Origin of the sequence: Lelliottia sp., assembly GCF_045627565.1 — a bacterium.
Lineage (GTDB): Bacteria > Pseudomonadota > Gammaproteobacteria > Enterobacterales > Enterobacteriaceae > Enterobacter.
The window spans coordinates 1-12,643 of record NZ_JAZQNX010000003.1; the positions used below are offsets into that span (position 1 = coordinate 1).

General features: G+C 49.2%; 17 protein-coding genes. 6 read left to right on the forward strand and 11 right to left on the reverse strand.

The features are described from left to right. The first annotated feature begins 312 nt into the window (after positions 1-312). Positions 313-867 carry a gamma carbonic anhydrase family protein gene (locus tag ACKI5T_RS01820; protein WP_407435180.1) on the forward strand — a complete coding sequence of 185 codons (555 nt, stop codon included), beginning with the start codon at positions 313-315 and terminating at the stop codon, positions 865-867. Here the strand turns inward: ACKI5T_RS01820 and ACKI5T_RS01825 are convergent. From ACKI5T_RS01825 to dprA, 6 genes are read right to left on the reverse strand one after another with little or no spacing between them, the layout of a single operon-like run. Continuing rightward, positions 843-1,091, reverse strand: a complete 249-nt coding sequence (locus ACKI5T_RS01825) for a DUF1488 domain-containing protein (protein ID WP_407435182.1) — start codon at positions 1,089-1,091, stop codon at positions 843-845. The two genes, ACKI5T_RS01820 and ACKI5T_RS01825, sit on opposite strands and share 25 nt — an antisense overlap. Then, positions 1,088-1,909: a shikimate dehydrogenase gene (gene aroE / locus ACKI5T_RS01830; protein WP_407435184.1), complete on the reverse strand. Its 822-nt coding sequence runs from the start codon at positions 1,907-1,909 to the stop codon at positions 1,088-1,090. The genes ACKI5T_RS01825 and aroE overlap by 4 nt, the downstream gene beginning before the upstream one ends. Before the next feature lies 1 nt (position 1,910). Next, the gene (gene tsaC / locus ACKI5T_RS01835) at positions 1,911-2,483 is read right to left on the reverse strand and encodes an L-threonylcarbamoyladenylate synthase type 1 TsaC (protein ID WP_041689543.1); all 573 of its coding nucleotides are present in this window, start codon (positions 2,481-2,483) and stop codon (positions 1,911-1,913) included. A gap of 4 nt (positions 2,484-2,487) precedes the next feature. Next, a complete protein-coding gene (locus ACKI5T_RS01840; RefSeq protein WP_407435186.1) occupies positions 2,488-3,030 on the reverse strand; it encodes a topoisomerase DNA-binding C4 zinc finger domain-containing protein in 543 nt (180 codons plus the stop codon). Between the two features lie 26 nt (positions 3,031-3,056). Beyond that, on the reverse strand, positions 3,057-3,530 hold the full coding sequence (gene smg / locus ACKI5T_RS01845; RefSeq protein ID WP_015960694.1) for a DUF494 family protein Smg: 474 nt from the start codon (positions 3,528-3,530) through the stop codon (positions 3,057-3,059). Continuing rightward, positions 3,502-4,626 (reverse strand): DNA-protecting protein DprA, encoded by a 1,125-nt coding sequence (gene dprA / locus ACKI5T_RS01850; RefSeq protein ID WP_407435188.1) that lies wholly within the window; start codon positions 4,624-4,626, stop codon positions 3,502-3,504. Before dprA ends, smg begins: the two co-directional genes overlap by 29 nt. Positions 4,627-4,753: 127 nt before the next feature. On the opposite strand from dprA, the gene def reads away from it, so the two are divergent. From def to mscL, 5 genes are all read left to right on the forward strand, one after another. Next, positions 4,754-5,263 (forward strand): peptide deformylase, encoded by a 510-nt coding sequence (gene def / locus ACKI5T_RS01855; protein WP_015960696.1) that lies wholly within the window; start codon positions 4,754-4,756, stop codon positions 5,261-5,263. Positions 5,264-5,290: 27 nt separating this feature from the next. After that, positions 5,291-6,238, forward strand: a complete 948-nt coding sequence (gene fmt, locus ACKI5T_RS01860; protein ID WP_407435190.1) for a methionyl-tRNA formyltransferase — start codon at positions 5,291-5,293, stop codon at positions 6,236-6,238. A gap of 50 nt (positions 6,239-6,288) precedes the next feature. Beyond that, positions 6,289-7,575, forward strand: a complete 1,287-nt coding sequence (rsmB, locus tag ACKI5T_RS01865) for a 16S rRNA (cytosine(967)-C(5))-methyltransferase RsmB (RefSeq protein WP_407435192.1) — start codon at positions 6,289-6,291, stop codon at positions 7,573-7,575. A 22-nt stretch (positions 7,576-7,597) separates the two neighbouring features. Then, positions 7,598-8,974, forward strand: a complete 1,377-nt coding sequence (gene trkA, locus ACKI5T_RS01870; protein WP_059180783.1) for a Trk system potassium transporter TrkA — start codon at positions 7,598-7,600, stop codon at positions 8,972-8,974. Between the two features lie 146 nt (positions 8,975-9,120). Beyond that, the gene (gene mscL / locus ACKI5T_RS01875; RefSeq protein ID WP_407435194.1) at positions 9,121-9,534 is read left to right on the forward strand and encodes a large-conductance mechanosensitive channel protein MscL; all 414 of its coding nucleotides are present in this window, start codon (positions 9,121-9,123) and stop codon (positions 9,532-9,534) included. On the opposite strand, the gene ACKI5T_RS01880 is transcribed toward mscL, so the two are convergent. The 5 genes from ACKI5T_RS01880 to rpsD form a co-directional block, all read right to left on the reverse strand. Continuing rightward, positions 9,508-9,750 (reverse strand): alternative ribosome-rescue factor A, encoded by a 243-nt coding sequence (locus ACKI5T_RS01880; protein WP_407435196.1) that lies wholly within the window; start codon positions 9,748-9,750, stop codon positions 9,508-9,510. The two genes, mscL and ACKI5T_RS01880, sit on opposite strands and share 27 nt — an antisense overlap. A 57-nt stretch (positions 9,751-9,807) precedes the next feature. Continuing rightward, the gene (zntR, locus tag ACKI5T_RS01885) at positions 9,808-10,233 is read right to left on the reverse strand and encodes a Zn(2+)-responsive transcriptional regulator (protein WP_015960702.1); all 426 of its coding nucleotides are present in this window, start codon (positions 10,231-10,233) and stop codon (positions 9,808-9,810) included. A gap of 326 nt (positions 10,234-10,559) precedes the next feature. Beyond that, on the reverse strand, positions 10,560-10,946 hold the full coding sequence (rplQ, locus tag ACKI5T_RS01890) for a 50S ribosomal protein L17 (protein WP_015960703.1): 387 nt from the start codon (positions 10,944-10,946) through the stop codon (positions 10,560-10,562). 40 nt (positions 10,947-10,986) lie between these two features. Beyond that, positions 10,987-11,976, reverse strand: a complete 990-nt coding sequence (locus ACKI5T_RS01895; protein ID WP_002919219.1) for a DNA-directed RNA polymerase subunit alpha — start codon at positions 11,974-11,976, stop codon at positions 10,987-10,989. Positions 11,977-12,001: 25 nt separating this feature from the next. Continuing rightward, positions 12,002-12,622 (reverse strand): 30S ribosomal protein S4, encoded by a 621-nt coding sequence (gene rpsD, locus ACKI5T_RS01900; RefSeq protein WP_015960704.1) that lies wholly within the window; start codon positions 12,620-12,622, stop codon positions 12,002-12,004. Between the last annotated feature and the right edge of the window lie 21 nt (positions 12,623-12,643).

Sequence of the window (12,643 nt, forward strand, 5' to 3'; positions counted from 1 at the left end):
CTCACCGTTGCGAGGTGGCGTATATTACGCTTTCCTCTTTCAGAGTCAATCCTTTATTTCAGGTTTTTTCTCTTCAACCGAACCGGCTGTTTGTGTGAAGTGATTCACATCCGCCGTGTCGATGGAGGCGCATTATAGGGATCCCAGCTTTTAGCACAAGGCTTTTTTGGATTTTTTTTTCTGACTGCTGTTTTTCCACTCTTTTCGCTGAAATCCCACCCGATCTGCTTAAATATTGATGCATTTATCCCTTGCCCGAGCCGGATAATGCGATCAAAGTCTTCTATATAGTGTTAATCAGTCGAGGTAGATATGTCCGCCGTATTGCGTCCCTTCAAAGATCTGTTCCCTCAGAAAGGCGATCGCGTGATGATCGATAGCAGTAGCGTCGTCGTTGGCGATGTCAGGATGGCCGATGATGTGAGCATCTGGCCGTTAGTTGCCATCAGGGGCGATGTGAACCATGTCATTATTGGCTCACGCACCAATATTCAAGATGGTAGCGTTCTGCATGTCACTCATAAATCCGCCCATAACCCCGAGGGATGTCCTCTGATTATTGGCGAAGATGTCACTATTGGTCATAAAGTGATGCTGCACGGCTGCACCATCGGCAATCGCGTGTTGGTCGGTATGGGATCGATTCTATTAGATGGGGTAATAGTAGAAGACGATATTATGATCGGGGCCGGGAGCCTGGTACCACAAAACAAACGCCTGGAAAGCGGCTATCTCTATTTAGGCAGCCCAGTAAAACAAATACGCCCCTTAAATGAAGCGGAGATCGCAGGGCTACAATACTCAGCGAATAATTACGTGAAATGGAAGGACGAATACCTGGATCAGGAAATCCAAATCCAGCCTTGATCGTCTTCCTGCTGATCCCGAATCAAATCGCTGGCTTCTTCTTCCAGATCCCAGCGATTATCTTTGAACACCTCAAGCGGTACAGCACCACCAAAACGGCGGAGTAATACTTCGCTTTTGATCGCGCACATCAACTGCACACCATTTACCAAAGCTGGAAAGCAGACGGCCTGTTTATCTTCATCCCAGACCTCTCTATCGGGGAAGTGAATTGCCTGATTCACGCCAGCAATTCCTGTTTTAGTTTTTCAATAACAGGTTCGACCGCGGGTAAAACACCATGCCAAAGTAGCACCGCATGCGCGGCTTGACCCACCAGCATTCCCAGTCCGTCCGACATATGTTTTGCACCCTGATCTTCACACCAGCTCAGGAACGGTGTACTTCCTTTTTGATAGAACATGTCATAGAAGTAAACATGAGCTTTCACCAGAGAGGCTGGAATGGCTGGTACATCACCGGCAATACCGCTGGATGTGGCATTAATAATGAGGTCAAACTCATGTCCTTCCAAATCTTCCATCGCCACGGCACTGATACTCCCTGTGTGAGCAAAGAGTGTTGCAAGGTCTTTCGCCCGGGAATATGTCCGATTGGTAATTGTCACAGCGCAATCCAACGATAGAAGCGGAAGCAAAACTCCTCGGGATGCCCCACCCGCTCCAATCAACAAAACCCGAGACCCTGGTTTAATGAAAGAGAGTCTTTCCAGATCGCTCAATAAACCAATGCCGTCGGTGTTATCGCCAAGCAAACGCCCATCGTCCAACCGTTTAAGTGTATTCACCGCACCCGCGAGCGATGCACGTTCGGTCAACTCATCCGCTCGCTCAAAAGCCTCTTCTTTAAAAGGCACGGTAACATTTGCCCCCCTCGCCCCTTCGCAGAAGAAAGCATTGAGCGTAGCGAGGAAATCATCAACGGGTGCCAGGACACGATCATACGAATAGTCAATGTGCAGTTGCTGAGCAAATTGCTGATGAATAAAAGGCGATTTACTGTGCGCAATTGGGTTACCAAATACAGCGTACTTCTCCATCATGTTACCCCTGGCGAAAACGCTCGCCGGTCAAAGCATCCCGGATTTCAGACGGATTCAGGCGGCCACCGGTTTCACCGACGACCACTGGAAAACCGTCACCAAACTGGGCCAGCACTTCTTGCGACGTGCGACAAGGCGGCAACCCCGTGAGGTTGGCACTAGTTGAAACGAGCGGCTTCCCAAAAGTCTCGCACAGTTCAACAACCAACGGATGGTCTGTTACGCGAACAGCAAGTGAGTCAAAGCGCCCTGTCAACCAGCTCGGCGTAGAAGGCAGCGCCGGGAAAACAAAGGTTACCGGACCAGGCCATGCAGAAAAAATGGTATTGCGCTGCTGCTCGGTCAACATCGAGTCATCGATATAAGGTTTGAGCTGCTCGAAGTTTGCAGCAATCAAAATTAACCCTTTTTCGACCGGACGCTGTTTGAGTTCTAGTAAACGAGTCACTGCCGTTTCGCTATCAGGATCGCATCCAACCCCAAACACAGCTTCAGTAGGATAAGCGATGACTTCTTCATTTTTTAGTACGTCCACCGCCTGTGCGATAGAGCCTAATGGATAATTATTATTCACAGGTTTAATCCGCCGAATCCGGCTTTCCACATTGTTTACTGGCGCAAAAGCGTTTGATGCCTTGTGCAGTTTTCTTCTCTATCAGGAGCGGATAATCGCAATGAGAGCATGTACCCGCAACTGGTTTAAAATTAATGACGAATTGACATTCAGGATAGCGGTCGCAGGAATGAAAAGTTTTACCGAAACGGGAGCGACGCTGGACTAACTGCCCCTGTTGGCACTGTGGACAGGCTATCGCTGTTTCATCTGGCTTATCGATCTGTTCTGTATGTTCACATTCAGGGTAATGGCTACATCCGATAAACATGCCAAAACGTCCCTGGCGCAACGCGAGATTCGCGCCACAGATTGGGCACATTTGCCCTTCCAGAATTTTCACGATATGCCCGTCCGCCTGATTTTTCAGGGGACGGACATAGTCACATTCCGGATAGTGTGAACAACCGAGAAACGGACCGTGCTTCCCGGACCGAATGACAAGTTCAGCCCCACATTGTGGGCAGGGCTCTTGATTACGCACCGTAAACAGTGCTGATTTGGCCATAACAACTCTTGGAGCAATGTAATGAATTAATGAAGCATACCTTCATTCACTTCAAAGAGTAATTCTTCCATTTGCTGATAGGCGTTTTCACAACCAGGGATGTTGAACAGAACCATCAGGATGACCCATTTAAGGTCTTCCAGTTCGAATTCTGCAGTATCCAGCGCCATGACGCGCTCTATCACCATTTCTCGCGTTTCGAGGTTTAGCACCTGAATTTGCTCCAGGAATAAAACGAATCCCCGGCAGCTGGCATCCAGCCTTTCACACTCTTCAGCCGTGTAGATACGCACGGACAAAGGATCGGAAGCAAGCTGCATTGGTTCGACAAGCCCTTCCTGATAATCAGCCAGTTTCTCTAGCCACAACAATGCGTTATAAATATCTTCCCGCTCAAATCCTGCATCGGTAAGATCCCGCGTCAGTCGGTCCTGGTCCACGCGCATTTCTGCTTCGTTATGGATGTAAGTTTCAAACAAATACATCAGTACGTCGAACATGGCATGCCCTCCTTAATCGGACATAGCCGCCGGGTACAGCTGCGATCCATCCTGCTAACTCCAGTTCCAGTAGCTGTGCTACCGTTACTGGCACAGATTGGCCGGCACGTTCAGCGACAACGTCAACAGGTGTTACCTCATCTCCTACGTTAGCCAGGAGCTCAGGAAATGGCAATGCTACCTCCTCCTGATCTGATGAATAAAGTGCCATTTCTGGTGCATTGGGTATCCAATTCAATCCATATCGTAAATTTTCGAGAATTTCCTCGGCACTTGTTACAGGCGTTGCCCCCTGCTTAATCAGCCAATGAGGGCCTTCACATCCTGGGTTGCCTATCGGCCCTGGCAACGCAAAAACTTCTCGCCCTTGCTCAAGAGCACATTTGGCAGTCACTAGCGATCCACTTCGCAACGCCGCCTCGACGACGAATACGCCGTGGCTCAAACCGCTGATAATGCGGTTACGCCGAGGGAAATTGCCGGGCCAGGGTGGCGTCGCGAGGGGAAACTCAGAAATAACCGCCCCTCCGGTTTCGATAATTTTGTCCGCAAGGGAAGCATGTCGTTTAGGATAAATACCGGACAGGCCGTTACCCAGCACCGCGATAGTCTTACCCTGTCCAGAAAGCGCAGCCCGATGAGCAACTCCATCAATGCCACACGCCAACCCACTGGTAATTGTGAACCCATTGCGCGCCAGATATTCGCAGAATATGTTCCCCCACCTTTCCCCGTACCAGGAAGGGGAGCGGCTGCCGACAACGGCGAGTTGAAAGCTACTTAACACGTCGATACTGCCATTCACAAACAACGCGCCGGGATAGTCGGATAGGCATCGCAAACGTGGCGGATAAAGAGCGCTGTCAGCTGGAATCAGATAATGCTCCGCTCGTTCTAGCCAGTTAAAAGAACGTTCGAGTTCGGCTTCTTTTACACATAAAAAGTTGCGGGCCTGCTTCATCGTTAGGCCAACATTTCTCAACGTTGTTTCGTCAATACTTTCGCGCGTCGCCAGATTTTGTGCAGCACCCAGCATCGTGTCACCACATAAATCCCCGACGTTCATCAGACGTAACCATATCTCTGTGGAAGTCATCCTTTTCCCTGCCATAAGCAGCCTCAGCAATCTTTGCGATTGGTTAGGGATGCTGTCAATCAGCAGGGGATTTGTCTAGAATAGAGGTAATAATCTTTTCAACTCCTGAACACGACTCTGGAAATTTATGGCAGTTTTGCAAGTGTTACATATCCCGGACGAGCGCCTTCGCATCGTTGCTGAACCGGTAAAAGAAGTGAATGCAGAAATTCAGCGTATCGTTGATGATATGTTTGATACGATGTACGCAGAAGAAGGCATTGGTCTCGCGGCAACGCAGGTTGATATTCATAAACGCATCATCGTTATCGACGTATCTGAAAACCGCGAAGAGCGCCTGGTATTGATCAATCCAGAGCTGCTTGAGCAGAGCGGTGAAACCGGAATTGAGGAAGGCTGCCTGTCTATTCCAGAACAGCGCGCGCTGGTTCCTCGTGCCGAGAAGGTCAAAATCCGTGCGCTGGATCGCGATGGTAAGTCATTTGAACTGGAAGCGGACGATTTGCTCGCGATCTGTATTCAGCATGAGATGGACCACTTAGTCGGTAAGCTGTTTATCGATTATCTCTCTCCCCTGAAACAGCAGCGTATTCGTCAGAAGGTCGAGAAACTGGATCGTATGCGCACACGCGCATAACGTGCCCCTTCGGATACAAGGAATAACGTGTCTAAAAAGCTACGCATAATTTTCGCGGGAACACCTGACTTCGCAGCGCATCACCTTGATGCGCTGTTATCTTCCGGCCACCAGATTGTTGGTGTGTTTACCCAGCCGGACCGCCCTGCTGGTCGTGGCAAAAAACTGATGCCTGGCCCGGTTAAAATCCTCGCTGAAAAACATAACTTACCGGTATTTCAACCAGTATCCTTGCGCCCTCAAGAAAATCAGCAGCTTGTCTCTGATCTTAATGCTGATGTCATGGTTGTGGTGGCATACGGATTAATTTTGCCAAAAGCCGTACTTGATATGCCACGTCTCGGCTGCATTAATGTGCACGGTTCCCTGCTTCCTCGCTGGCGCGGCGCGGCGCCTATCCAGCGTTCATTGTGGGCGGGTGATAGCGAAACGGGTGTCACCATTATGCGGATGGATGTCGGGCTGGATACGGGAGACATGCTTTACAAACTGGCGTGCCCGATTACGGCAGAAGATACCAGCGCAACGTTGTATGACAAACTTGCGAACCTCGGCCCGCAAGGCCTCATCGAAACGTTGCAGCAACTCGCCCACGGTAAAGCGCAGCCTGAAGTTCAGGACGAAGCCTTTGTGACCTACGCAGATAAGCTCAGTAAAGAAGAAGCGCAAATCGACTGGTCACTTTCTGCAGCACAGCTGGAACGTTGTATCCGCGCATTTAATCCCTGGCCAATGAGCTGGATGACCATTGACGAGCAGCCAGTGAAAATCTGGAAAGCTTCCGTAATCAATCGAGAAGCTAAAGCGGAACCAGGCACCATTATTGAAGCAACACGAGAAGGTATTCAGGTTGCAACCGCAGACGGCATTCTCAATCTGGAATCGCTACAACCTGCTGGTAAAAAAGCCATGAGCGCGCAAGATCTGCTGAATTCACGTCGCGAGTGGTTTACACCAGGCACGCGTCTTGCCTGATTATCTTTAATCTAAGGCCCGGTTTTCCGGGCATTTTTATTTTTGCGGTTATGAAAAAACAAAATCTTCGCAGCATGGCAGCAAGTGCCATCGAGAAAGTGGTCGAACAGGGTCAATCTCTGAGTAATATCCTGCCACCGCTTCAACAAAAAGTGTCCGATAAAGATAAAGCCCTGCTCCAGGAGCTGTGCTTTGGTGTGCTACGCACGCTCCCACAACAGGAATGGCTCATCAGCAAGCTGATGTCCAGGCCAATGACAGGCAAGCAGCGGACCATCCATTATTTAATTATGGTGGGTTTCTACCAGTTGCTTCATACCCGAATTCCACCTCATGCTGCATTGGCCGAGACAGTTGAAGGGGCTGTTGTGATCAAGCGCCCGCAATTGAAGGGCTTAATTAACGGCGTGTTACGTCAATTCCAGCGTCAACAGGAAGATCTGCTGGCGGAGTTTGCAGATTCTGATAAGCGTTTTCTACATCCTGAGTGGCTACTGAAGCGCCTGCAGAAAGCTTACCCATCCAAGTGGGAGGCGATAGTTGAGGCGAATAATCAACGTCCTCCTATGTGGTTGCGCGTAAATCGTAATCATCATACTCGCGATGAATGGCTGGCTTTGCTGGAAACAGCCGAGATGAACGGCTTTACGCATGATGCCTATCCCGATGCAATACGCCTTGCCTCCCCTGCTCCGGTGCAAGCTCTGCCGGGATTCGAGCAAGGATGGGTGACAGTCCAGGACGCTTCAGCACAAGGCTGCATGACCTATCTTGAGCCGCAAAACGGCGATCGTATTCTTGATCTCTGTGCAGCACCTGGCGGTAAAACAACACATATTCTTGAAGTCGCTCCTAAAGCCAGCGTCATGGCTGTCGATATTGATGAGCAGCGACTTTCTCGCGTATACGACAACTTAAAACGCCTGGGCATGAAAGCAGAAGTCAAACAGGGTGACGGACGGACGCCTGCACAGTGGTGCGGGGATGAACAGTTTGATCGTATTTTGGTCGATGCTCCCTGCTCTGCGACTGGCGTTATTCGCCGACACCCAGACATCAAATGGCTACGCCGGGATCGTGATATTAACGAACTGTCGCAACTTCAAAGCGAAATCCTTGACGCCGTTTGGCCGCATCTTAAGCCTGGCGGTACATTGGTTTACGCAACCTGCTCAGTCCTTCCAGAAGAAAATAGCCAACAGATTGCTGCATTCCTGAAACGTACATCTAATGCCACTCTGCGGACTACCGGTACTCCCGATAAACCAGGCGTACAAAACCTTCCTGGAGCAGAAGACGGTGATGGCTTCTTTTACGCTAAGCTAATCAAAGAGTGATATTTAAAACAGGTCGCAATCTATGAAGATTATCATTCTGGGTGCTGGGCAGGTCGGCGGAACGCTGGCGGAAAACCTTGTGGGTGAGAATAACGACATCACCATCGTCGACGTCAATGGAGACCGCCTTCGTGAGCTGCAGGATAAATTCGATCTGCGTGTAGTTCAGGGTCATGGCTCCCATCCTCGGGTACTGCGCGAGGCAGGAGCGGATGACGCTGACATGCTGGTTGCAGTCACCAGTTCTGATGAAACGAACATGATTGCCTGCCAGGTCGCTTTTTCGTTGTTTAATACCCCAAATCGTATTGCCCGTATACGATCCCCAGATTACGTCCGTGATGCAGATAAACTGTTCAACTCAGAAGCGGTTCCGATCGATCATCTCATCGCTCCGGAACAGCTGGTTATCGACAGTATTTATCGACTGATAGAATATCCGGGTGCGCTGCAGGTTGTTAACTTCGCTGAGGGCAAAGTTAGCCTGGCGGTCGTTAAAGCCTATTATGGCGGGCCTCTGATTGGTAACGCATTGTCTACTATGCGCGAACACATGCCGCATATTGATACTCGTGTGGTAGCAATATTTCGTCATGACAGACCGATTCGCCCGCAGGGTTCAACCATCGTTGAGGCGGGTGATGAAGTGTTCTTTATTGCAGCATCTCAGCATATTCGCGCCGTAATGAGTGAACTCCAACGACTGGAAAAACCTTACAAGCGTATCATGCTGGTTGGAGGCGGTAATATTGGTGCAGGTCTTGCCCACCGGCTCGAGAAAGATTACAGCGTAAAATTGATCGAGCGCGATCAACAACGTGCCGCTGAATTAGCAGAGAAACTGCAAAACACGATCGTTTTTTATGGCGATGCCTCGGATCAAGAGTTGCTGGCCGAAGAACATATCGATCAAGTTGATCTGTTTATTGCCGTCACCAACGATGATGAAGCAAACATTATGTCAGCGATGCTGGCTAAACGTATGGGCGCTAAAAAGGTGATGGTGCTCATTCAACGGCGTGCCTACGTGGATCTTGTGCAGGGCAGTGTTATTGATATCGCCATCTCTCCGCAGCAGGCAACCATTTCCGCTTTGTTAAGCCATGTGCGTAAAGCTGATATCGTGGGTGTTTCCTCTCTTCGCCGTGGTGTAGCAGAAGCGATAGAAGCTGTCGCACATGGGGATGAAACGACGTCTCGCGTTGTCGGTCGTGCTATCGATGAAATCAAGTTGCCGCCAGGCACAATTATCGGTGCCGTCGTTCGGGGTAATGACGTCATGATCGCTAATGATAATCTTCGTATCGAACAGGGCGATCATGTCATTATGTTCCTGACAGACAAAAAATTTATTAGCGACGTAGAACGTTTATTCCAGCCCAGTCCTTTCTTCCTGTAGCGATAAGAGGTGCTTTTCGAGAGCACCTTTTACATTAACCTTTGATTTTATAATGATTAACTTTAGTAGCGATTATTTATCCCCAATGGAAATTGGCTAATCATTTGTTAGACTTAACTTTATCTGTTGGCTTAAGGAGAAAGAAAATGAGTATTATTAAAGAGTTTCGCGAATTTGCTATGCGTGGGAATGTAGTGGATCTCGCTGTGGGTGTGATTATTGGTGCAGCATTCGGCAAGATTGTTTCATCGTTGGTTGCCGACATCATTATGCCGCCGTTGGGTCTTCTAATTGGTGGGATTGATTTCAAACAGTTCGCTGTCACTCTGAAGGATGCGCAAGGCGATATTCCTGCAGTGGTGATGCACTACGGCGTGTTTATCCAAAACGTGTTCGATTTTGTCATTGTTGCGTTTGCAATCTTCATGGCGATTAAACTGATTAACAGATTGAATCGCAAAAAAGAAGAACCGGCAGCAGTGCCTCCGGCCCCTTCCAAGGAAGAGGTCTTGTTGACTCAAATTCGCGATCTGTTAAAAGAACAGAATAACCGTATTTAATCGGGCGCGTAAAGTCAGAAGGCCAGCGGTAAAAAAGCGATTCACTTTCTTACCGCTGGCCTCCCAGTTACCCTTCTTAGCATGTTTCCCTTTTCGTAAGAAACTCCCTTTCCCCTTTTTGTTCTTTTCAACGCGTTGTCTAAATAAAGGATCGTGAAGTAATGCCTCTATGGCGTTATCTTTGATTTGCCTTTTCTTGTGCTGATAATGGCTCATTACATCTCCAGATTGTGTATAAAATCGGCGTGAGTGTAGATCCTCAGTTTTAAGAAATCAACAACCACGGTGTATTCCGCTCGCGCCTTGCTCCAGCGTTTCGAGAATAGAGCAATAGACGCTGCTGTGCGAACTGCCACAACACGCATCATTAAGGCGCTGCAACGAACGCTGCATTACCTGTAACTCCTCGATTCGTAACTCTACTTCATTCAACCTGGCCTGCACGATGCTTTTCGACTCCTGACAAGTGTGGTGTGCAGGATCGATGCGGATCGAAAGTAACTCACGGATCGAATCCAGTGTAAAACCAAGCTGTCTTCCATAACGGATAAACTTGAGCCGTTGCAGATCAGTTTCGGTATAAAGCCGGAACCCGCCTTCCGTACGAACTTTATGTTCCATCATCTGCTGCTTTTCGTAATATCGAATGGTGTCTGGCGTAACGTCAGCCAACTTTGCGAGTTCACCGATGCGGTACATAGTTTACCCTCATTAATTTTTCAACGGCCTAGATTGTCATCATACAAGAAAGCACAGTTATGTGGGCCAATTGCTGGCTATCTAAATCAGTGTCGTGAAAACTCAGCGCAGCATGATGCCTCACTACACCAGTTAAAACTGTTGTCAGATAACTACCAAGATTACAGAGGCTGCGAGTCAGTTTCTGCGCTTGAATTGGCCAGAATAAACGAGCCGTACTACATAAAAGGAATTAAGAACGAAGGAAGATTTATACGGGTAATAGGTAGGGAACCATTAAGATATAAAAAAACCCGCCGAAGCGGGTTTTTCTACGTTACTACAGATTACTCTGCAGTAGCTTCTGCTTTAGATTCAGAACGATCAACCAGCTCGATGTAAGCCATCGGAGCGTTGTCGCCTGCACGGAAGCCACACTTCAGAATACGAGTGTAACCACCGGCACGGCTCGCGAAACGCGGGCCCAATTCGTTAAACAGTTTTGCCACGATCTCGTTATCACGAGTGCGGGCGAATGCCAGACGACGATTTGCAACGCTGTCAGTCTTGGCAAGAGTAATCAGTGGCTCAACTACACGACGCAGCTCTTTCGCTTTAGGCAGGGTCGTCTTGATGATCTCATGACGAACCAGTGAACCTGCCATGTTGCGGAACATAGCCTGGCGATGGCTGCTGTTACGGTTCAGTTGACGACCACTCTTACGATGGCGCATGACCTTATCCTTCTCAGTAAAACCTTAACCTGTGATCCGGTTACTCGTCAGCAATGCTTGCTGGTGGCCAGTTTTCCAGGCGCATGCCCAGAGACAGACCACGGGAAGCCAGCACGTCTTTAATCTCAGTAAGAGATTTTTTACCCAGGTTCGGCGTTTTCAGCAACTCAACCTCGGTACGCTGTACCAGATCACCGATATAGTGGATAGCTTCTGCCTTAAGGCAGTTAGCAGAGCGGACAGTCAATTCCAGATCGTCAACAGGGCGCAGCAAGATCGGATCGAACTCTGGTTTCTCTTCTTTAACTTCTGGCTGACGAACATCACGTAGGTCAACAAAAGCTTCAAGTTGTTCTGCCAGAATGGTTGCCGCACGACGAATCGCCTCTTCAGGATCGATTGTGCCGTTGGTTTCCATTTCGATGACCAGCTTGTCCAGGTCGGTACGCTGTTCGACACGAGCTGCTTCAACATTGTAGGCGATACGCTCTACAGGGCTGTAACATGCATCGACGAGCAGACGGCCGATTGGGCGCTCATCTTCTTCCGAATGAATTCGGGCAGAAGCCGGCACATAACCACGACCGCGCTGAACTTTGATACGCATGCTAATCGCTGCGTTCTCATCGGTCAGGTGGCAGATCACGTGCTGCGGCTTGACGATTTCAACATCACCGTCATGGGTGATATCGGCTGCAGTCACAGGGCCAATGCCAGATTTATTCAGAGTAAGGATAACTTCATCTTTCCCCTGAACTCTCACCGCCAGCCCTTTCAGGTTGAGCAGGATTTCAAGGATATCTTCCTGAACGCCTTCTTTGGTGCTGTACTCATGGAGTACACCATCAATCTCAACTTCGGTTACCGCACAACCCGGCATCGACGAGAGCAGAATACGGCGCAGTGCGTTACCCAGAGTATGGCCAAAGCCACGCTCTAAAGGCTCAAGGGTCACCTTGGCGTGCGTCGAACTCACTTGCTCGATATCTACCAGGCGCGGTTTTAGAAACTCTGTCACAGAACCCTGCATTGTGTCCTCTCTTTGGTACTAAGCTTTACTTGGAGTAAAGCTCAACGATCAGGTGTTCGTTAATGTCCGCAGACAGATCAGAACGTTCCGGCTGACGCTTGAACGTACCTTCCATCTTGCTAGCATCAACTTCCAGCCAGGTTGGCTTTTCACGCTGCTCAGCCAGCTCGAGAGCTGCTTTCACGCGAGATTGCTTTTTCGCTTTCTCACGAATGCAAACAACGTCATTCGCTTTAACCTGATAAGAAGCGATGTTAACAACACGACCGTTTACCATGATTGCTTTATGGCTAACCAGCTGACGAGATTCAGCACGAGTAGCACCGAAGCCCATACGGTAAACAACGTTGTCCAGACGACCTTCCAGCAGAGCCAACAGGTTTTCACCGGTATTGCCTTTAAGACGCGCTGCTTCTTTATAGTAGTTACGGAACTGACGCTCCAGCACACCGTAGGTACGGCGAACTTTCTGCTTTTCACGCAACTGCACACCATAGTCAGACAGACGCGGTTTACGCGCACCGTGCTGGCCAGGAGCTTGTTCAATTTTACACTTGGTATCGATCGCGCGAACGCCAGACTTAAGGAATAAGTCGGTGCCCTCACGACGGCTCAGCTTGAGCTTAGGACCCAAATATCTTGCCATTTTCTATCTCCAACAATCCTA

What these genes read in the sequence shown, in the direction of transcription:
- ACKI5T_RS01820 (WP_407435180.1), top strand. Translation starts at nt 313, where the DNA reads ATGTCCGCCGTATTGCGTCCCTTCAAAGATCTGTTCCCTCAGAAAGGC.
- aroE (WP_407435184.1), bottom strand. Translation starts at nt 1,909, where the DNA reads ATGATGGAGAAGTACGCTGTATTTGGTAACCCAATTGCGCACAGTAAA.
- ACKI5T_RS01840 (WP_407435186.1), bottom strand. Translation starts at nt 3,030, where the DNA reads ATGGCCAAATCAGCACTGTTTACGGTGCGTAATCAAGAGCCCTGCCCA.
- smg (WP_015960694.1), bottom strand. Translation starts at nt 3,530, where the DNA reads ATGTTCGACGTACTGATGTATTTGTTTGAAACTTACATCCATAACGAA.
- dprA (WP_407435188.1), bottom strand. Translation starts at nt 4,626, where the DNA reads ATGACTTCCACAGAGATATGGTTACGTCTGATGAACGTCGGGGATTTA.
- def (WP_015960696.1), top strand. Translation starts at nt 4,754, where the DNA reads ATGGCAGTTTTGCAAGTGTTACATATCCCGGACGAGCGCCTTCGCATC.
- rsmB (WP_407435192.1), top strand. Translation starts at nt 6,289, where the DNA reads ATGAAAAAACAAAATCTTCGCAGCATGGCAGCAAGTGCCATCGAGAAA.
- trkA (WP_059180783.1), top strand. Translation starts at nt 7,598, where the DNA reads ATGAAGATTATCATTCTGGGTGCTGGGCAGGTCGGCGGAACGCTGGCG.
- mscL (WP_407435194.1), top strand. Translation starts at nt 9,121, where the DNA reads ATGAGTATTATTAAAGAGTTTCGCGAATTTGCTATGCGTGGGAATGTA.
- ACKI5T_RS01880 (WP_407435196.1), bottom strand. Translation starts at nt 9,750, where the DNA reads ATGAGCCATTATCAGCACAAGAAAAGGCAAATCAAAGATAACGCCATA.
- zntR (WP_015960702.1), bottom strand. Translation starts at nt 10,233, where the DNA reads ATGTACCGCATCGGTGAACTCGCAAAGTTGGCTGACGTTACGCCAGAC.
- rplQ (WP_015960703.1), bottom strand. Translation starts at nt 10,946, where the DNA reads ATGCGCCATCGTAAGAGTGGTCGTCAACTGAACCGTAACAGCAGCCAT.
- ACKI5T_RS01895 (WP_002919219.1), bottom strand. Translation starts at nt 11,976, where the DNA reads ATGCAGGGTTCTGTGACAGAGTTTCTAAAACCGCGCCTGGTAGATATC.
- rpsD (WP_015960704.1), bottom strand. Translation starts at nt 12,622, where the DNA reads ATGGCAAGATATTTGGGTCCTAAGCTCAAGCTGAGCCGTCGTGAGGGC.